General features: G+C 48.3%; 15 protein-coding genes and 1 pseudogene. 9 read left to right on the top strand and 7 right to left on the bottom strand.

Annotated elements, in window-relative coordinates:
* Window positions 1-10: 10 nt before the first annotated feature.
* Window positions 11-604 carry an HAD-IC family P-type ATPase gene (locus tag M1L66_RS23530; RefSeq protein ID WP_434688578.1) on the bottom strand — a complete coding sequence of 198 codons (594 nt, stop codon included), beginning with the start codon at window positions 602-604 and terminating at the stop codon, window positions 11-13.
* 195 nt (window positions 605-799) lie between these two features.
* Between M1L66_RS23530 and tnpA the strand changes: the two genes are divergently transcribed.
* The 6 genes and pseudogenes from tnpA to M1L66_RS23500 all read left to right on the top strand — a co-directional run.
* The gene (tnpA, locus tag M1L66_RS23525; protein ID WP_187022461.1) at window positions 800-1,228 is read left to right on the top strand and encodes an IS200/IS605 family transposase; all 429 of its coding nucleotides are present in this window, start codon (window positions 800-802) and stop codon (window positions 1,226-1,228) included.
* A 13-nt stretch (window positions 1,229-1,241) separates the two neighbouring features.
* On the top strand, window positions 1,242-2,357 hold the full coding sequence (locus M1L66_RS23520) for an RNA-guided endonuclease TnpB family protein (RefSeq protein ID WP_434688576.1): 1,116 nt from the start codon (window positions 1,242-1,244) through the stop codon (window positions 2,355-2,357).
* Between the two features lie 334 nt (window positions 2,358-2,691).
* Window positions 2,692-5,418: a DEAD/DEAH box helicase gene (locus tag M1L66_RS23515; protein ID WP_434688574.1), complete on the top strand. Its 2,727-nt coding sequence runs from the start codon at window positions 2,692-2,694 to the stop codon at window positions 5,416-5,418.
* On the top strand, window positions 5,419-7,611 hold the full coding sequence (locus M1L66_RS23510) for an ATP-dependent helicase (RefSeq protein ID WP_434688572.1): 2,193 nt from the start codon (window positions 5,419-5,421) through the stop codon (window positions 7,609-7,611).
* Window positions 7,612-7,624: 13 nt separating this feature from the next.
* Window positions 7,625-8,569: an N-acetylglucosamine kinase gene (locus M1L66_RS23505; protein WP_434688570.1), complete on the top strand. Its 945-nt coding sequence runs from the start codon at window positions 7,625-7,627 to the stop codon at window positions 8,567-8,569.
* Window positions 8,570-8,578: 9 nt separating this feature from the next.
* Window positions 8,579-8,866: pseudogene (locus M1L66_RS23500) on the top strand (PDDEXK nuclease domain-containing protein); the annotation flags it as partial.
* A gap of 116 nt (window positions 8,867-8,982) precedes the next feature.
* On the opposite strand, the gene M1L66_RS23495 reads toward M1L66_RS23500, so the two are convergent.
* A complete protein-coding gene (locus M1L66_RS23495) occupies window positions 8,983-11,346 on the bottom strand; it encodes a glycoside hydrolase (protein ID WP_434688568.1) in 2,364 nt (787 codons plus the stop codon).
* Between the two features lie 328 nt (window positions 11,347-11,674).
* On the opposite strand from M1L66_RS23495, the gene M1L66_RS23490 reads away from it, so the two are divergent.
* Together M1L66_RS23490 and M1L66_RS23485 are read left to right on the top strand one after the other, a co-directional pair.
* Window positions 11,675-12,310 carry a helix-turn-helix domain-containing protein gene (locus M1L66_RS23490; RefSeq protein ID WP_187024120.1) on the top strand — a complete coding sequence of 212 codons (636 nt, stop codon included), beginning with the start codon at window positions 11,675-11,677 and terminating at the stop codon, window positions 12,308-12,310.
* Between the two features lie 151 nt (window positions 12,311-12,461).
* Window positions 12,462-13,160 carry a phosphatase PAP2 family protein gene (locus M1L66_RS23485; protein WP_002602746.1) on the top strand — a complete coding sequence of 233 codons (699 nt, stop codon included), beginning with the start codon at window positions 12,462-12,464 and terminating at the stop codon, window positions 13,158-13,160.
* Here the strand turns inward: M1L66_RS23485 and M1L66_RS23480 are convergent.
* The 5 genes from M1L66_RS23480 to M1L66_RS23460 all read right to left on the bottom strand — a co-directional run bounded on the left by M1L66_RS23480 (window position 13,150) and on the right by M1L66_RS23460 (window position 17,664).
* Window positions 13,150-14,538: a sensor histidine kinase gene (locus tag M1L66_RS23480; RefSeq protein ID WP_434688565.1), complete on the bottom strand. Its 1,389-nt coding sequence runs from the start codon at window positions 14,536-14,538 to the stop codon at window positions 13,150-13,152. The genes M1L66_RS23485 and M1L66_RS23480 overlap by 11 nt on opposite strands.
* The gene (locus M1L66_RS23475; protein WP_434688563.1) at window positions 14,531-15,181 is read right to left on the bottom strand and encodes a response regulator transcription factor; all 651 of its coding nucleotides are present in this window, start codon (window positions 15,179-15,181) and stop codon (window positions 14,531-14,533) included. The genes M1L66_RS23480 and M1L66_RS23475 overlap by 8 nt, the downstream gene beginning before the upstream one ends.
* Before the next feature lie 73 nt (window positions 15,182-15,254).
* Window positions 15,255-16,085 carry a class I SAM-dependent methyltransferase gene (locus M1L66_RS23470; RefSeq protein ID WP_434688561.1) on the bottom strand — a complete coding sequence of 277 codons (831 nt, stop codon included), beginning with the start codon at window positions 16,083-16,085 and terminating at the stop codon, window positions 15,255-15,257.
* Window positions 16,086-16,097: 12 nt separating this feature from the next.
* Window positions 16,098-16,682, bottom strand: a complete 585-nt coding sequence (locus M1L66_RS23465; protein WP_434688559.1) for a TetR/AcrR family transcriptional regulator — start codon at window positions 16,680-16,682, stop codon at window positions 16,098-16,100.
* 142 nt (window positions 16,683-16,824) lie between these two features.
* Entirely contained in the window at window positions 16,825-17,664 is an 840-nt protein-coding gene (locus M1L66_RS23460; protein ID WP_156833618.1) for an AraC family transcriptional regulator, read from the bottom strand.
* A 308-nt stretch (window positions 17,665-17,972) separates the two neighbouring features.
* Here M1L66_RS23460 and M1L66_RS23455 point away from each other — a divergent pair, with 308 nt between their 5' ends.
* Window positions 17,973-19,313 carry an ABC transporter substrate-binding protein gene (locus M1L66_RS23455; protein ID WP_434688557.1) on the top strand — a complete coding sequence of 447 codons (1,341 nt, stop codon included), beginning with the start codon at window positions 17,973-17,975 and terminating at the stop codon, window positions 19,311-19,313.
* Window positions 19,314-19,323: the final 10 nt, after the last annotated feature.

The following is a 19,323-nucleotide window of genomic DNA, read 5'->3' as shown; positions in this document are numbered from 1 at the left end:
CGACACCCCGTTAAAAGCTTTTTTTTGCCCGGTCTCCGGACAGGGATTTCGCCATGGAGCCAAAATAGGTTTCGTTGTTTGTGGCCAGGACGATGCCGGTTGCACTGCCGCTTACCATGTTGGTACCCATAAAACCGATGTTTTGAAGGTCGGTCAGCGCGTCTTCCCTGTCTGAACGGATATCCGCATATTTTTCTACCGGATTCGATTCCCCGGTAAGGGAGCCTTGAGCGACAAATGCATCTTTCGTGAAAACAAAGCGGATATCGGCCGGAATCATATCGCCGGCGGAAAGCCGTACCATATCTCCGGGAACGACGTCTTCGATGGGAATTTCCGTCTGCACGCCATCACGCAGGACGTCGGCCTTGTTGGAAATCATCTTCGAAAGCTTTTCCGCCGCCGAGTTAGAGCGTTCTCCCTGGATAAATGCGACCAGGCTGGAGACGATTACCAAAAACAGGATAATGCATACCGTAACGTAATCCGGGTGCTGGGAGTAAATGACATCTGTAAACAGTGTGATAACGGCGATGATAAGCAGCACAATATTGAAAATTTTACCGGTGCATTCTCGTGATTTTAATCGTGAGTTAACCGGCAAGGTTTGTTCCGGATTCGCTTTTGCAACATGTAAATATATGTGTCTGTCGACACGGTTCTTAAAAAATCCATTGTCAGTTTTCTGACTGTAACATAGTAAATCATCTTAAATAGCCAGACATATTTTTACACAAAAACAGAACACACATTCGAGAATCCTGTTGCATAATTCACATACATATGGTATAATTGATTTATGGAAAAAGTATATGAAATATCAGAGAAAACAAAATTAACATATGGTCGTGGATATGTATATTCTTTACAGTACCATCTTATCTGGTGTACCAAATATCGGAAGAAGGTATTAACAGATGGAATCGATATTCAATGTAAGGAGATGCTGACAGAACTGGCGGACCAGTATTCTTTTCAGATCCTGGCGATGGAGGTTATGCCGGATCACATTCATCTGCTCCTGGACTGCCGCCCGCAGTTCATGATATCAGACATGGTCAAAATCATGAAGGGAAATCTGGCCAGAAGGCTGTTTTTAGACCATCCGGAATTAAAGAAACAGCTGTGGGGAGGACATCTCTGGAATCCATCTTACTGCGCAGTGACTGTCAGTGACCGAAGCCATGAACAGGTAAAGTGCTATATTGATTCACAAAAAGAACGGTAATAGGAGAAATAGGATGAACAGGGCTTATAAGTATCGTGTCTATCCGACCGCAGAGCAGGAACAGCTTTTGACAGATACGTTCGGAAGCTGCCGGTTTGTTTATAATCATTATCTCGCCCTGCAGTCGGAAAACCATCAGCAGGGTAAGGCTTATATGAATAAAACTGCCTGTAATAACGACTGCAATCGAATCCTTAAGCAGGAGCAGCCATGGCTTAAGCAGGTGGATAAATTTGCCCTGACCAATGCCATCTATGCGCTGGATGCTGCTTACCAGAGATTTTTCAGGAAACAGGGCGGCTATCCCAGATTCAAGAGCAGGCATCACAGCCGTATGTCCTACACTACGAACTATACGAATGGAAATATTGCCATACTGGATGGAGCAGTCAGGCTGCCAAAGCTCGGAAAGGTCAAAGCAATTGTCCACAGGGCAGCACCGGAAGACTGGCGTCTGAAACAGGCCACGGTATCAAGGGAAGGTGACGGCAGTTATTATGTGTCAGTCCTTTACGGGTATGAGGCCGTGATTATGCCGCAGGCAGTTAATCCGGAGCAGGTGATTGGTCTGGACTATAAATCGGACGGATTATATATGGATTCAGAAGGCAGGTGCTGCGGTATGCCTCATTATTATAGAAAGAACCAGAAGAAGCTGACAAAGGCGCAGAGGAAGCTGAAAGCGAAGCAGCTGCAGTCAGTAAATTACCGGAAACAGCAGAAAAAAATTGCCCGGGTTGCAAAAAAGGCAGCCAATCAGAGAAAGGATTATCTGCACAAAAAATCAACTGAGATAGCCAAACAGTACGATTTAGTGTGTGTGGAAGACTTAAATATGAGGGCGCTGGCAAATAGAAAGTTCGGAAACGGAAAAGCGACCATGGATAACGGGTATGGATCATTTCTTATCATGCTAAAGTACAAACTTGAGTCCAGAGGAAAGCGTCTGATCCGCATCGAAAAGTGGTATGCGTCCTCGAAGACCTGCAGCAGTTGTGGAAAGGTAAAGATGATGCCGTTATCGGTACGCCGTTATGAATGCAGCTGTGGAATGAGCATGGACAGAGATGTAAATGCAGCAATCAACATCAGAAACAGAGGGTATGAGATATATCGAAAAGCAGCATAGAAATAATCAAAAACTGTAGGGCCGGGACGGTCCGAACAGTATAATCAACGCCTGTGGAGCTGGCATAAGACCTGTTAATAGAAGGGCAATCGGCACTGAAACAGGAAGCTCGTGTATTTATACATGAGTAAGTTCACGACGTTTTTACGACTTCGAGGGTTGCCGTCCATTGTTTCACCTCCTTGTAACATAGACTGGACATTTTAAAGTGACTACGCCCATCATAGCATTCGTGGCGTGATGTGTCAACTGTAAGCATCCGATAAGAAAAATGATGCCAAACATCCGTTCTTGCGTTATAATGGTATTTAGGTAATGCAGGAGGAAGATAACTATGGATATCAATGATCTGATTATTTACAGAAGAACCATGCCGGAGCGGAGTGCCCGTTATGCCGGCTTCCCGGCGGAGCTTCCGGAGGAACTGCGGGAATATCTGCAGAAAAACGGGGTGAGAGGGCTTTATATCCATCAGGCGGAGATGTTTTTAAGGTCGTTGAAACGGGAGAACGTGGTGATTACCACATCTACGGCCAGCGGAAAGACGCTGGGCTTTCTGCTTCCTGTTATCGAGGAGATTTTAAGGAATCCGCTGGCGCGGGCGGTCTTCATCTATCCGACGAAGGCGCTGGCCAGTGATCAGTACCGCGCGATTCAGCCATTCATTGAATATTTCGGAAAGAGCCGCATTTCAGCGGGAGTTTACGACGGCGACACGCCTGCGGGCGAGAGGAGCCGGATCCGGAAAGAAGCGAATATTATTCTGACCAACCCGGAGATGGTGAATGGGGCATTTTTGCCGAATCACAGTAAATTCGGATTCGATTTTATTTTTACAAATCTGAAGTTTGTCGTCATTGATGAGCTTCACACCTATAGAGGTGTGTTTGGGTCCCATCTGGCCAATGTATTCCGCCGGCTTCACCGGGTGTGCCGCTACTACGGTTCATCACCGGTCTTTCTGTGCAGTTCGGCCACCATTGCCAATCCCGTCGAACTGGCGGAGGAGATCTGCGGAAGAAAATTCGTGCGGATCGAGCGGGATGGCTCTCCTGCGGCAGAGCGGACCTACCTTCTGATAAAGCCTCCGAAGATTCTGGGGCACGATAAAAAGTACTATGGACAGGTGCAGGCCACGGCGGTGGCGGCGGAGCTGATCCCGGAACTGGTGGAACAGAGAAAGAATTTTATCGCATTTGCCCGTTCCCGAAGAAATGTGGAGGTAATTCTAAAGGAGGCCAGGGACCGTCTCGAAGCGGAAAGTCCGGCCAGTGCGTCCCAGGCAGATAAAATATCCGGTTACCGGGGCGGTTACACGCCTGCGGAGCGTAAGGAGATCGAGCACAAGATGGTGACAGGAGCGCTGTGCGGGCTGGTGTCAACCAATGCGCTGGAGCTTGGTATCGATATTGGTAAGATTGATGCCGCTGTGCTGGCCGGATATCCGGGAACGAGGGCTTCCTTCTGGCAGCAGACGGGCCGGGCCGGAAGAAGCGGCCGGGCGTGCACCAACTATCTGATTCTTGACAGCCAGCCTTTCGATCAATACATCGGAACGAACCCGGGATGGCTGTTCGAAAACAGCAGTGAGAGCGCCGTCGTAGACAAGAACAACCTTTTAATTGAACTTTCCCACATCAGGGCGGCTGCGGCAGAGATTCCCCTGACGCTTGATGATGCCTCTGTCTTTCCGGATCTGGGCGAGACGATTCCGGTCCTGATGCGGGCAAAGGAGCTGACCGGACAGAACGGCAAATTCGTGTGGTCGGGCGGTTCCTTCCCGGCCGGAGATTACAGCCTGCGTAATATTGACCCCAACCGGTACAAGCTGCTCTTAAAGGACAGCGGAAAAGAGATTACGGAGATGGACGAAATGCAGGCGTTCCGCGAGATTCACCCCGGAGCTGTCTATTTACACAGCGGCGTTCAGTACCAGGTTGTGACGCTGGATCTGGAGACAAGGACAGCCCGTGCCGTGCCGTTTAATGGAAATTACTATACGACGCCCATGGGGAATACGGATATCACGATCATTCACGGCAGGAAAGAGAAGCCGTGGAAACGAATAGATGCGGTGTTCGGTGATGTAAATGTCAACGCGCAGGTTTCCTTGTACCGCAAGCTGCAGTTTCATAATCATCAGAATCTGGGGTATGAACAGATTAATCCTTCGTTATCCAGAGAATTTGAAACGGAGAGCGTCTGGCTGAAGCTTCCGGGTAATGTGGTAACGGCCTACCGCCGTCTGCTGCAGGAGAGTTCAAACGGGCAGATGATCCGAAACAATCATTTTGAGGGGCTGTGCTGCGCCATCCGAAACGCAGCGCGCCTGGTAACGATGACGGAGCAGGAGGACATCGGCACGACTGTCAGCACTAACGCCGTTTATGCAGAAAAAAGCGTTGAGGAGTCCGTATATCTCTTTCTCTACGATCAGTATACGGGCGGTCTTGGATATGCCGAGAAAGCGTACGAGCTGATTCCGGAGATTATAGAAAATGGTATCGCCATGGTGAGCGGCTGTCCCTGCGAGGACGGCTGTGCCGCCTGTGTCGGTGACTACCATCTCGATAAAAGTATGGTTTTGTGGGGGCTTAGGAATATGCTGGAGGAGTCTAAAGTGCCGAAACATGTGAAAATGGCACCGTACGGTCCTTCGACATTTATACAGAAGCCATTTCGGTTTGACGAGCTGGAAACGCAGTGGAAGGCATTTACCGCCATGCTGCTGAAAAACGGGGAGCCGTTTGCGTCCTTTTTAAATACGATGAATGCGGTCAGAACGGAGGGGAGGAGACTCGCTTTGATTACGGATCAGCCATTTTACCGTGAGTGGATCATGGAGGAGACAAACCGAAAGGCCCTTAATAATCTGGTTTCCTATTATACGGACGCACCGAAAGGATTTGAACTGGAGGTGGAGGTTCGAAAAAAAGGGGAAAACAGAGAGAACCGGGACGATGGCTGTGGTGAAAACAGCGGGGACAGAAGCGGAGACAACAGCGATATGCGGAAAAAGCTTGAACAGAGGCTTAATAAGCTTAAGAAAAAGGAGAATTAGGTGGACTGGGAAAGAGAATGGGAGAGGCTGAACCCCTATCAGAGGGAAGCGGTCACCGATGAAAATAAAGCCTGCCTCGTGAGTGCGAATGTGGGGAGCGGAAAAACGACGGTGCTGACCGCGAAGATTCTCTATCTCCATGAGGTGAAGCATGTGAGTTACCGGGATATGGTGGTGCTTACATTCACAAACAAGGCGGCTTCTGAAATACGGGAGCGGCTTGTGCGTGCAGACCCGTCAGTGACGCCGGAGGAGACGGAAAACTTCGGGACGTTTCATGGCGTGGCTCTGGGACTCCTGAAAAAAAGTCTCCCGGTGGAGACCCTGGGATATACGAAGGACTTTATGGTGATGGAGCCGGATGAGGAACTGGAACTGGAACTGGCCCATGCGCTGATAGCGGAGAAAAAGCTGAAGATAAAATACAAGAACCGGCTGAGAAAGCGGCTGGCGGAAGCGGAGCGCGTATCGGCAGCGGGCGATTTCGGAGTGGCCGGCGGCCAGGATGATCTGGAAATCCTGGCAGGGCTTCTCACGGAGGAAAAACTCAGGCGAAATAAGATGACATTTTCGGATCTGATGAAAAATGCCTGCCTCCTGATGGCGAAAGAGGAAGGGGAGGAAGAGAGAGCTGCGAATATTCAATGGGTAATTGTTGACGAAGTACAGGACTGCGATGGAAAACAGCTGGAATTTATCGATTGCTTTATGGCAGAGGGAGCGAAGCTGTTTGCGGTTGGAGATCCCAATCAGGTGATCTACAGCTGGCGTGGGAGCGCGTTTCATTTGTTTTATACTTTGAAGACGCGGTATCAGGCGGCAGAGCTTTCGCTCCCGGTCAATTACCGGTCCTGCAACGAGATTCTGGAGGCAGCCCGGTGTTTTCAGCAGAATGGCGGGGCTCTGGAAGGGATAAGAGGAAGCGGGGAAAAGATTGTGGTGAAGAACCACTACGATTCCTTTCAGGAAGCGTGTTATCTGACTGACCGGATCCGTGAACTGCAGAAACAGGGGATTCCTTTTGACGAGATCGCCATATTTTACCGCTTGCAGAGCCAGTCTAAGGTGCTGGAGGATGTATTTTCAAAGAATGGAATTCCATATGAGGTGGCCGTAAAGACGGGGATTCATGAAATCCCGGTGCTGGAATGGCTCCTGCGGCTTCTGCGATTCCTGGCGGACCCTGCTGACCGCGCTGCTGCGGTTTTCGTTTTGAGCAGCCGGGAATACGGCGTGGAAATTTCTGCGAAGAAGGCGGAAAAACTGGCAGAGGAAGGCTGGGCGGGAGTATGCGGCCGAAAGGAAGCTTCTGAGAGTGGATCAGAAAAAGCTGCGGTGCCCGGGCTTTTCGAAAGAATGGTTTCGTTTGAACGAAATAGCGCTGAGATAAAGGATACGAATGCATTTTATGAGTATTTTGATCTGGATTGTTCACTGAAACCCAATGCAGCATCTTATGGGGACGATAAGGCAAATGTCCGGCATTTTCTGGACCGCATGTTTGCATTTATGAATGCAAAAGACCTTAAGCTTCCGGAAGGGCTTCGGGAATTCTTGAATTCAGCGGCGCTTTATGGAACTTCTCGGGAATTGCTTCCTGAGGCGGACGGCGCCGGAGAGGCATGCGTGAAAATGATGACACTCCATGCTTCAAAGGGACTGGAGTTTTCCCATGTCTTTATCATTGGTGTGAATTATGGCCTGATTCCGCTGCGGACGAAAGGGATAGACGGGGAAGATGAGGAGAGGCGGCTGTTTTTCGTGGGAATTACACGGGCCAGAAATTATCTGGAGCTTTCCTGGTATACCAATCCCGACACCTTCGGTGTGATGGCCGGGGAAAGCCGTTATATCCGGATGATTCCGTCAGAACTGGTGCAGGTACAGGAGCCGGAGAGGCAGACGGGAACTGCCAGCTTACAGGAACTGCGGAGACAGGTACAGATGGCGAAGGAAAACGGGGAGAGGTTGGAAGAAAAGGATGTGGAGAAAGCAGATGGGATGAAGGAAATGGAGGAGAAAACGCCAAACATCGAATCTGCATCTGCCGAAATACTGGTTCGCCACGAAACATACGGATGCGGCAAAGTTGTTGAAGAAGATGACACGATGATTACCGTAGAATTTGATGGATACGGAAGAAAAGAATTTATCAAGGCATTTAGCTGCCTGGAAATATTGAATGGACAATAAGGGAGGAATTTTTATGAACTATTATGCTGGAATGGACATAGGCGGGACGAATGGAAGATTAAAACTGAAAGACGGAGACGGGAATATCCTCGGGGAATTCACTGGGCCGGGCTGCAGTATCAATACGGACGGATACGATAAGAGCCGGAGCCGCTGCCGGGAACTGGTGCTTCCGGCACTGAAGGAGCTGGAACTGAATCCATCGGACTGTATGGGGATTTGTGTGGCGGCAAGCGGAATTGATTCACCGGGATATGAGAAGATGTGCCGGGATATCTTCGAGGAAATGGGATTTAAGTCCGACTGTATCCGGGCAGTCAATGACTGTGAAGTCTTTCTGTATTTGAAGGAGGGGCCGTCGATGGTAGTGGTATCCGGTACCGGTTCCATCTGCTATGGAATCGATGCGAAGGGTACTAAATACAGGACTGGAGGCTGGAATCATATCTTAAGCGATGAGGGCAGCGCATTTTATCTGGGTATGCAGACTATGAGACTTGCAGCAGAGGATCTGGACGAGAGGACCAAATGCCCGTATCTTACCCGGAGGTTTATGGAAAAGAGCGGCCTGGATACGCTGGAAAAGATTGATTTGTTCGTGAATGAGCATTTGTTTGATAAGTCGGAAATCGCCCGCTTTTCCATGATTGCCTATGAGGCCGCCAAACAGGGAGATTTACAGGCGGAAGGAATCCTTAAGGACTGTGCGGAGAAAATATGGAAACTCATTGAAGATACTGCCCGTAAGGCCGGCTGGATTGAACAGAGCCAGGTATCCCCTGCGAGCGGGAAGGAGAAACCTCATCTGTGGCTGTGGGGCAGTGTTCTGGTTAAAAACGAGATAATCAGAGATGAAGTGGTAAAAAGGGTGGGACAGGTCATGCCGGAAATCGCTGTCGCTGTTCCGGAGACGAGTGCGCTTGATCTGGCTTTGATGCTTGCGGGAAAGATCAGATAAAAGAGCTTTGTGTTTTTTAACAGGCTTCTTCGCTGTTTTGTTCTATTTGATTTGAAAATAGGCGAATTAAAACATCAGGATATTGGTCAGATGCAGATGTATGTAAATTACTATGATCGAAAGGTTAAATTACCAGAGGAGAATCATACGATTGGCATAATACTATGCAAAAATAAGAAGCAATCTATTGTGGAAATGACTTTGCCGGAAAGTAATAATCAAATATTTGCAAGTAAATATGAGACAATATTACCGAGTAAAGAGGACTTAAAATTGTTATTGGAACAGCAATCGTAAATACAGCGAATAAAAAATCGGTTCCCTGCAGTAGTTTTGCAGGAAACCGATTTTTATGGTACTAACGAAAGACATTGAAAATGTGGTTCGCGATCATCAATATATCATTTGTATTCTCATACGTGCTCCGGATCCAGAGAAGGCGTGTAGACCTCCCGGCTCTCATTCATCTCTATAAGCACAGAGTGAGCCGGGATTTCAATATTCTCATACTGATAAGAGGAATCACCGAAATTAGCAACCGCAACCGCGGCTGCCTCCCCGCCGCCTCCGAATACGGTTTTCTGCACGCTGCCGTCCTCGCTCTTATATTCAAAACCGGTCATTTCCCGGGTGACAGCCGTTTGGCTGAAGTCCGACCAGACGGTTTGGTGGCGGAGAATGTCTTCTTTATACTTTGACCATTCCACCGCATCGAGGTGATAGAGCGGAGGGACGTTGTAAAGGATTTCCCGTATCATACGGTCTGCAGTCGCGCCCTTGATTTTGAAGGTCGACCAGTCCCAGTGGTAGCTTGTGATGACAGAATCATTGTAGACGAGCTTGAACAGCGGAATATCGTATTTCGGGTCCACAAAGGTGGTACGGTACTGTTCTTTTACCGGAATCCGATTGGAGAAATGTTCCGCGACGCCACCGTTAGGATTGTAGTACTTTCCGATATAATAGTCGCTGTCCTGATTTCTTTTCATGTCCTCATCCATCCAGGCAAATGTCTTCAGTTCTATTCCATGGGCGTATGCGATATCAGAGGCTGCGAAATCATTGCCGCCCTCCGAGCCGATGACGAGATGGTACTGGTCTCTGATGTAAGACATACGTTCCAGTCTGGCGGCAAGATCTTCCTCCTGTGTGGTAATGTGAGAAGGTGTGTAATCGTCATAGATCTCTCCGGTTGCGTCACAGTCGATAAACCAGGAGTTAAACGGGAGCTGGCTGGACATAATGGTTTCCATACGATTTTTGACGGCAGGAAGCGACAGGGCGGGATTTAATTTGCGGCCAACGTTCTGAAAGCCGCTTTCCGGTTTGCCGTTCTGATCCGTTATGACTGCGTTTTCATACAGGGATGGATCGTCAAACTGAGCGGTAATCCACTGCTCTCTGCCGGGCTCGTGAATCGAATGGTAGGAGTCGTAGCTGGCGATGAGATAATCCTGGCTGACCGCAGTTTCGACCAGCTCCGGTTTTCCATACGCCTGTTCCCAGCTGTTAAGGCCGATCCATGCGTGTTCGATTCCGCCTTCCTTCATTTCCTGAAGCAGAGTAACCGTCTGGAAATCCATCCACTGTCCGGCATCGGCAAATACTTCCGGTAAATTTGATGCGACGGCATATTTGTGAACCTGAATCCGGTCCGTTTCACTTAAGCTACCATATCCTTTTGCCAGGAGAACCTCTAACTCTGAAGAGCGCTGCGTAAAGACAGATGGTTCCCAGAAATCATCCCGTTTCAAAAGCTGGCTGATGTAGCTGCAGATTACATTTTTCTGATACTCTGCCACGTAGTCCTGACCCTGTATTTCTTTCAGGACAGATGTAAATTCCTGACCATTTTCCAGGCGTTCGGCAAATGACAGAAAATATTCCATAACCGGCGAGGAAAGAGACGTTCGAAATGCCTGCCAGTTGATATCATCCGCTGATACGGCGAAATCACCCCAAAGATAGATGAAAGGAGCTCCGTACAGCTTACGGATATTGGGATTTGCCTCTGCTTTCTGTTCCAGGGTGGTAAACTGTCCCTGCTCGATTACGTAATTGCGATACAGCTTGGCCGCGCTGACAGGATCTTTGTCTGTGATGTAAATTCGAAATTTATTTGTCCGGTTATCGTCGATCGCCGGAAACTGATGGGAGACAGAGAACGCGATGGGGGAATCTGAAGTAAAATTCATCTCTGTCCGGTAAGGATCTTCCATAACGAACAGGAGGTTGTAGCTTCCGGCAGATGAGATCCAGAACGGCATGGAAAGCTGCTCCATCACCTGGAATTCCTGGCCATTTAAATAATCGAACCAGGCCGGATCGTCCGCAGGTACCCGCTTGCCTTCGCCAAAGGGAAAATAGTAGGTATCTGCGGAGATAACGGGCCATGTAAAGGAATTGTCGTTCTCATTTTCCGAGGTAATCTCCACACTTAAATAGTCCTTTTCGGGAGACAGGGATACTGATATCTGCTCATCGGGATAGCGCCAGCTGATGGTATCGCCGACTTTTCCATAGTCCAGTACGGTTCTCCGTTCCCCCTTAGCAGCTGCCGTTATAAGCGTCTGTTCCACCTCGAAGGACAGGGTGAATTCTTCCGGCTCTACCTCAAAATCAAAGGGAAGTCCGGTATCATGAGATTCAGAGACCTCCATTTCCTCCGGGACGGCTGCAGATGACGGTTCCGGATTCTGGCTGTTGGACACACAGCCGGTTAAAGCCAGGGTCAATGGCAGAAGCAGGCCCAGCTTTTTAGATAGTAAATTTTTCATTATATACTCCTTTTCTGATTTTTCATTTTGCGCGCAGGGAATCGGGCGGACAGGAATGCGTATCCGGCCGATGACTGCTGTATATCGGGCATTTGATTCATACAAAAGGGATTATAAGGCTCGGTTGTTACATTCATGTGACAAAATAGACATGGATTGACAATTTACATGACTGGAATGATATGGAAAAAGGAAAGCAGGATGGCCGGTTGCTTTTCTTCCAGAGTCCGCTTATAATAAATCAGCAGGCCGTAAAGGCAAATGCCAACAGATACAGAAAGATTACGATACCAGACTAACAGACCAATTACCATATCAGGAGACCACAATGGAGTTTAACGAAAAGCTGCAGCAGCTCAGAAAAAAGAATAATCTCACCCAGGAACAGCTTGCAGAGCAGCTGTTCGTATCGAGGACAGCTGTATCGAAATGGGAGAGCGGTAAAGGATATCCCAACATAGAATCGCTGAAGAGCATTTCAAAATTATTTTCCGTTTCCATAGATGATCTGTTATCCGGTGACGAACTGATCAGTCTGGCAGAATGTGAAAATCGTTCCAATATAAAAAAGGTATACGGACTGATGGGCGGAATCATCGATGTAATGGCGGCCGCCTTCATTTTTTTACCGCTTTACGGAAAGCCGGAGGGCGGACATATCTACCATGTGAATCTATTGTCCTTTACGGATACAACAAAAATAAATTTCTGGATATACTGGGGTATTTTTTGCCTTTTGATAGTTTTAGGAATCATGAGGCTGATTTTGATTCATTATGATAAAGAGGCGTGGCTGAGCAGGGTCACCAACGGTTCGGTCGCATTGAGCGCGGCGGCAATCTGTCTTTTTGCTGTGGCGAGGGAACCATATGTGACAGTTCTGATGTTTCTGTTTTTTATATGGAAGATTACGTTGCTGTATTACATAATGAATCGTAAACAGCATCAGGCGAAAACTTCGTAAAAACGTGATAAAAAGGCCTCTGACACGATACGTGTCGGGGCCTTTTTACCATTGTGAGAGTAAGTTTCTTGTCTTTTCTCAGTGGAAAGCAGATAATCTCAATACAGCCTGCAGGCAGCAATCTCGTAATGAAAAGAAAGGATACATGATAATGCTTAAGAAATCAAAACAATCTCTCATCATGGCAGCAAGTCTGTTTTTACTCTTTATAATTTTTACGGTTATGGTTAAAACAATTGATGTAAGACCGATCGGACCGGAACAGTCGTCCGTCGGTTTCGCGTCAGTCAACAAATTCGTATTTGAACTGTTCGGTGTGAATCCGCTGTGGTATAACGTAAGCGAATGGATGGGCGCCGCCGCCATGGCGACTGCGTTCGGGTTTGCCATGGCGGGACTGTTCCAGCTTGTAACACGCAGAAGCATCCGGAAGGTCGATGTCCCGATTCTGGTGCTGGGTGCATTTTACGGCATCCTTGCGGCCTGTTATGTGTTCTTCGAGGTCGTTGTCATCAATTACAGACCCGTTATTCTCACACAGGGGTCAGTACTGGAGGCGTCTTTCCCATCTTCCCATACGATGGCCTCCATCTGCATTATGGCTACGGCGATGATCGAATTTCATGATTATCTGCGAAAGCGGCGAGGGTGGCTGATGGCAGCGGATACCGCGGCTGTTCTGATCCTTGTATTAACGGTAGTCGGGAGAATGCTCTCTGGCGTACACTGGTTTACTGATATTGTGGCCGGTGTGATCCTTTCGGCGGCGCTGATCGCTTTGTTCTGTCTGGCTCTGCAATATACAGAGGAACGATACGGCAGAGCAGGAACGGCAGATTCTAGAAAATGACTTCAAATGTAATAACATGGCCTTCCCGTATACAGCGGACCTGATATCCGAACGTATCAGCGATTTTTTTGACGATCGGCAGACCGAGTCCGGTACCGGACAGCGCCTTGTTGCGGGAGGGCTCTCCGACATAGAACGGTTCCCAGATCCGTTCCGTGTCCAGATCGTCATTTCCAAGTTCGTTTGTGATCCGAAAACAGCACTGCCCATCGTTTTTGCCGAGTACTGCATGTACGGTGCCGGAGGCGGCGTATTTTACCGCGTTGGAGAGCAGGTTGGAAAACAGTTCCGTGACCAGCTCTGCATTTCCCGTGATTTCCAGATTCGGTGTGACGGCTGTGTTTAGGCTAAGCCCCCGCTTGGAAAGAAAGAGCTTCTGCTCCCCGATGCATTCAGAAAGCAGCAGATCCAGCCTGATGGTGGTCAGCGGATGTTCTTTCCGCTCGATTCCCGACAGGTTCAGAAGCCGTTCTGCCATCTGCGACATCCGGTTGTTCTGCTGGATGATGGTTTCTAAAAAGGTGCCGTCATCCAGCCCATCCTGGATTCCGGAGGAATACATGCCGATCAGGGAGATGGGAGTCTTTAAGTCGTGGGCCACGTCGTTTAAAAGCTGTTCCATCTGCTGATTTTTGGCCTGAAGCATTTTCTGATACTGCTGTATGGAAATGCTCATCTGGTTCATGCTGTCCGCAACGTGCTCCAGCTCATCGCGGGTGCTGATATGCAGGGAACCGTACTCCTGACGGGCGATCTCCTGCGAGAAACGCTCTATGCGGCGCAGCGGATTGGTGATATGTTTTACCAGTAAATACAGCAGTACCACGGCGACAATCAGGGAAATGACATGAAGCAGGATGCTGAAACGGTTGATAATCCCGATGAAGTCCGCCGTATTGGGAACAATGGCGGCGACCGCATACAAATTGGAGCCCACCGGGATATACTCGACTAAAATACCGTAGTTTAACTTGTCCTGCTGGTAAAGGCGGAACTGGGAACCCTTCTGGACGGCGGACAGATAATCCTGATCCCATAGCCAGAATTTTTGAAAACCAAGACCCTTCTCGCGGAATTTGTCCCGCAGACTGGTGCTTAACGCATCGTAATCGGAAGTATTGGCGGCGTAAGTGATCAGCACATTATCAGAGCTTTCCAGGCTGGCGACAGCTTCGTCCGGTGACATTCCAGCGTCTAAATATTCCCTGATGCGGCTGCCGGCCTGGCTGACATACTCTGTCTGCTGACGCAGATAGTACCGCGCCGCCACCTTCGAGTTGACGAAAAGTGTGGCGGCCAGGATCAGGGCCAGAATCGCTGCCGTACCGCAGATGAACTTGGTGGACAGCCGGTGGAAGCGTCGCTTTCCATTAGTCATGGCCGCCTCCCATCACGTAGCCCATGCCGATACGCGTCCGGATGAGGTCCTCGCCGATCTTTTTTCGAAGACGGCGGATATTACTATCGACGGTGCGGGGGTCTCCCTCAAAATCCATCCCCCACACGTGGTTCAAAAGCTGTTCCCGTGACAATACGATGTTTGGATTGGAGAGAAAATATTTTAAAAGTTCAAACTCTGTTTTGGTGAGGACCATCTTCTGATGGTCTTTTGTCACTTCCATTGTGACCGGATTCAGGCGGATATCATGGAACTGCAGGACATCAGCCGCATTGCACAGTTTTTTTATGCGAAGTAAAAGAACCTGTATGTCAAACGGTTTTCGCAGGTAATCATCGGCGCCGCAGGAAAGTCCGGCTATCTCGCTTTCACTTTCTCCCTTTGCCGTCAGCATGAGAACCTTTACGGGGATGTTTAAAAGACGGATCTCTTTTAAGGTCTGAATTCCATCCTGAACCGGCATCATCCAGTCCAGCAGTACCAGATCAACCGGGTGCTCTGTCAGGAAATCAACGGCGGAACGGCCGTCGGAAACCACGTTTACCAGATAGCCTTCACGCTGGAGATAGAGCTTTAGGATTTTCTGCATTTCAGGATCGTCTTCTGCGATTAATAATTTCATGGAGGCCTCCTTTGCCGGTAATTGGCAGGCGTATCCGGAACGGAAGCCTGCCGTAGCCATGATGGCTGTTGTATCAGGATAATATAGATTGAGAATTTGTGCAAGGAGTGTCTGACTTTTTTACTATGTCAATGGCATGACTCGTAATGCCCGCTAAATCCTCGCGTTCACAGACCGCAAAATGGTATTTTAAATACAGTTCAAACGCGTCATGGTCCATGGCATCTACGGCTTCGCGCATAAATAAGGCACAGCCATCCGCTGCGACGTAATGCAGACGGGTTACAGGAAGGGCAGAGATCAGATCATCGATGTCCTCTTTTCTGACAAGCTCAAATAAATCCTTTGGCTCTGACTTAGCGGCGAATGTCCGGGAATCAAGCAGGCCCTTTTCTATATATTCGGCGACGTTAATGCTGCCGCGGTGGAAGCCCTCATCAAGGAGGCAGCCGTCGGATATCACATACGCAGCAAAGATCACGCCGCCTGGTTTTGTAACGCGAATCGCCTCGCGCAGAGCCTGCAGCTTATCCTCTTTAGTGTAAAGGTGATACAGCGGCCCCAACAGCAGTGTGATATCATATCCGTTGTCCGGAAATGCGGACAGGTCCATGGCGTTGCCCTGGGTGATCGTTATGTTTTCTCCTGCCTGGGTGTTTTTACGGAAAACATCTATGTTATGGCCGACCAGTTCCACCGCGTCCACGGCACAGCCCTGACGGGCCAGAGCGTGAGAATACCGGCCGGTTCCGGCTCCGATTTCAAGCACCCGGTCCCCTGGCTTTCTATATTTTTCAATGTAGCGCATCGTGGTGAGAAATTCAACCGATCCATGCTTTAAGGCCAGCCGGCTGTCTTCGTCATATTGATTGTAAAAATCGATTAAGTATTGGTTTTCTGTCATAGGGGACTCCTTCTAGCGCTGGGGTGCGTCTGGTTTTTCCTGATGAATGAGGGCGGATAACAGGTTCATCAACATCTTTTCCGCATGGTTCCTGTCAAATGAGATCTTTTTGGCCGCTGTCAGAACCGCTATGCCGTGAGTATAAAGAAACAGATCCAAAAAGATTACCTTTGCACGTTCTAACTCTACGCCGATGGTTTCGGAAAAGAGTGCAGCCCTTTTTTCATTATCGGCTTCGTGATAAAAATCCTTTGCCTCAGTCATATTCAAATCCATATCGTTGATAAATAACAGTTTAAATAAGTTTGTTTCTTCCTCGGCAAATGCAAGGTACGAAAGAGGCAGTACTAAGCAGGGATTTACATCTTCAGTATGACTGAAATCGATCACATACCGGTTATAGTATTCGTATGCAAAATCAAGAAATTCCTTTTTTAATTCCTCCATATTCTCGTGGCAGGTGAAGATCGGACGGGTAGAACACTGCAGTCTGCCGGCGATGCTCCTTGCGTTTACTGTTTCGAAGCCTGTTTCTTTCGTGATCTCGAGGACCGTGTTTAATATCATTTCTTTTGTGATCTTTGCTTTTGGCGGCATAAGCGACTGCCTTTCTGTTTTAGAATTGATGTATCACAAGCGTTGTGTAACTATTGTTACATATTGGAAAGACAATGTCAAGAGAGAAAATTATTTGTATCTTGCAACAGTTCAGGACGGCGGGAAAAACTGCTGCCGTATTTTATTTAAATCTCTTCCGATACTCCGAAGGCGACATCCCATACTGCTTCTTAAACAACAGATAAAAGTTCTGCCTGGAGTTTATCCCCACAAGCTCATCGATATCGCTGATCGGAGTATCGGAGTGGAGAAGAAAGTACACGGCCTTTTCCATGCGGTACTTAGTCAGATAATTCCAGATCGTAAGCCCCGTCTTTTCGCGAAAGATTTTTTGAAGATAGACCTTGTTAAGCGCTACATACGCTGCAATCTCATCGATATTCTCAATGGAAAAAAAGTGATAATTGATATAGTTTTTGATTTGTTCCACATAAGTATCGGTGGGGCTTTTTTCGGCGGAAAGAAGGCGGACGACCTCAATCAAAGCCTTATTGACAAGAATATTTAAGTAGTAAGGGTCTTTTTTGTTATTGGTCTCATTGCAGATCTCCTCCAGCAGGTGAAAGATATTTCGCGCATTCTGAATCACCAGGCCGGTATTCAAGTGCTGAAAAAATGTGCCGAGGCAGGGATAGGCTTTGACAAGGGCGGAAAGCGTGCCGATGGAAGGAGTAAGCTCAGACTGATAGTAATTAATACTCATATTGATGCAGGAATCAGGGGAAATCAGCTTGTGCGGCGTATTTCCGTTGACGATCATCAGGTTTCGTTTCTTCAGATTATAAATTTCACCTGCAATATCGTAATAGCAGGTTCCCTCTACAATGTAATTAAACTCAATGGATCCGGCCGGATGCTGATGGTAGTCCATATAGTATTTCTGCCAGTTCATATAGCAGATCTCTTCGGGCAGAAGGACGCAGTCCGGATTCGTAATTTGATAAGCGTTTTCGTATGCCATAGCAGTTTCTCCTTTTCATTTCGATTGTCCGTATAACCGTCTCTTCCTATCCTACCGCATAAAATCCCCACTGTCAAAAAAATGTAATAAATAATAGCTTCTTAATAAAAAAAGACCTTATTTTAAACGGTAGAAACATCTATGAAATCCGTGTATATTAATACATGTAAAGCAGTGAACCAAAGTAGTCAATCACCCGTTTGAAGCGGGGATTCTGACTCTCGCGGCCGCCGTTGGATGGACATGTGGGCATGTCTGACTGGCTCGTTGACCGCGGTAATAAATAAAAAAATTGGAGGGCAGTTACTATGAAGAAAAATTTGGCAGGACTTTTTGTTGCAGCGGCAATGGTGGTATCCTTATGCGCATGCGGGTCAGGGGGAAGCGGCAGTACAACTGCAGAGAAGACCAGCGAGGCGGCAGCGGGGGCAGCGACAGAGGCAGCGGCGGGGGCAGCGGCCGGCAGGGGAGATGCAGTTACACTCACCTATGTGACATGGAATGAGAATCAGCGGGGGCAGATTCAGGATACCATCGACGGATTTCAGAAGCTTTACCCGAATATCAAAGTAGATTTACAGATCACCCCATGGGGGGAGTACTGGACGAAACTGGAGGCCGCGGCAACCAGCGGAAATATGGCCGATATCGTGACCATGCATACCAACGTAGTCGCAAAGTATGTAAACGGCGGCAAGCTGGCGCAGCTCGATGATTTAACTCAGTACGATGATACCTTCAGCTACGATAATTATCCGGAGGGAGTAACGAAGCTGTATACATTCGGCGATGCCCATTACGGAGTGCCGAAGGACAAGGACTGTGTCGTGCTCGTATACAATAAAGAGCTGTTTGATAAAGCGGGCGTAGAGTATCCCAACGCGGACTGGAGCTGGAACGACGTGGAGGAAGCCGCGAAGAAGCTGACCGATAAGGAAAAGGGCGTCTATGGATTTGCCGCATACAATCACGATCAGGAAGGCTGGGGAAACTTCCTGTATGAAAACGGCGGCAGCATCATCGACGAGACAACACACCAGTCCGGGCTGGACAAGCCGGAATCCATTGAGGCGATGGAGTGGTATATGAATATGAATGCCAACTATTCACCTTCCAATGAAATGATGGCGGAAGTCAACTATATTGAGTTATTTGCAACGGGAACGGTTGCCATGCAGACCTTTGGCAACTGGGAACTGAGCTATTTCACGGAAAATGAGCTTGTAAAAGATAAGTTTGCCATTACAGAGCTTCCGGCAGGGCCTACCGGCATCAAGGCCACACAGATGAACGGCCTGGCGCTGTCTGTTCCCAGCGACTGTAAGAATATGGAAGCAGCAAAGAAGTTTGTTGCCTATGCAGGATCCAAACAGGGGATGCTGGATTCTGTTAACGGCCCGGCCATTCCGGCATTTACGGGGGTAGATGCCGACTGGGCAAAGGCACATGACGATTTATATGATACCGGCGCTATTTTGAAGAGCATGGATTACGGGGTACAGTTTGTAGGAACGGAGAGCAAGACAAAATGGTCCGAGGTCATGAATACTTACGTGGCGAAAATATTTAACGGGGAAGCGAGCGTAGAAGAGGCATTTACCCAGGCTGCGAAAGAGATCAATGAAATTCTGGCAACGGAGAAGAAATAACAGGAATCCG

This window comes from Hungatella sp. SB206 (assembly GCF_051132295.1).
Classification (GTDB): domain Bacteria; phylum Bacillota; class Clostridia; order Lachnospirales; family Lachnospiraceae; genus Hungatella; species Hungatella effluvii.
The sequence above is the reverse complement of the archived record's forward strand: the minus strand, read 5'-3'. Positions and strand labels throughout refer to the sequence as shown.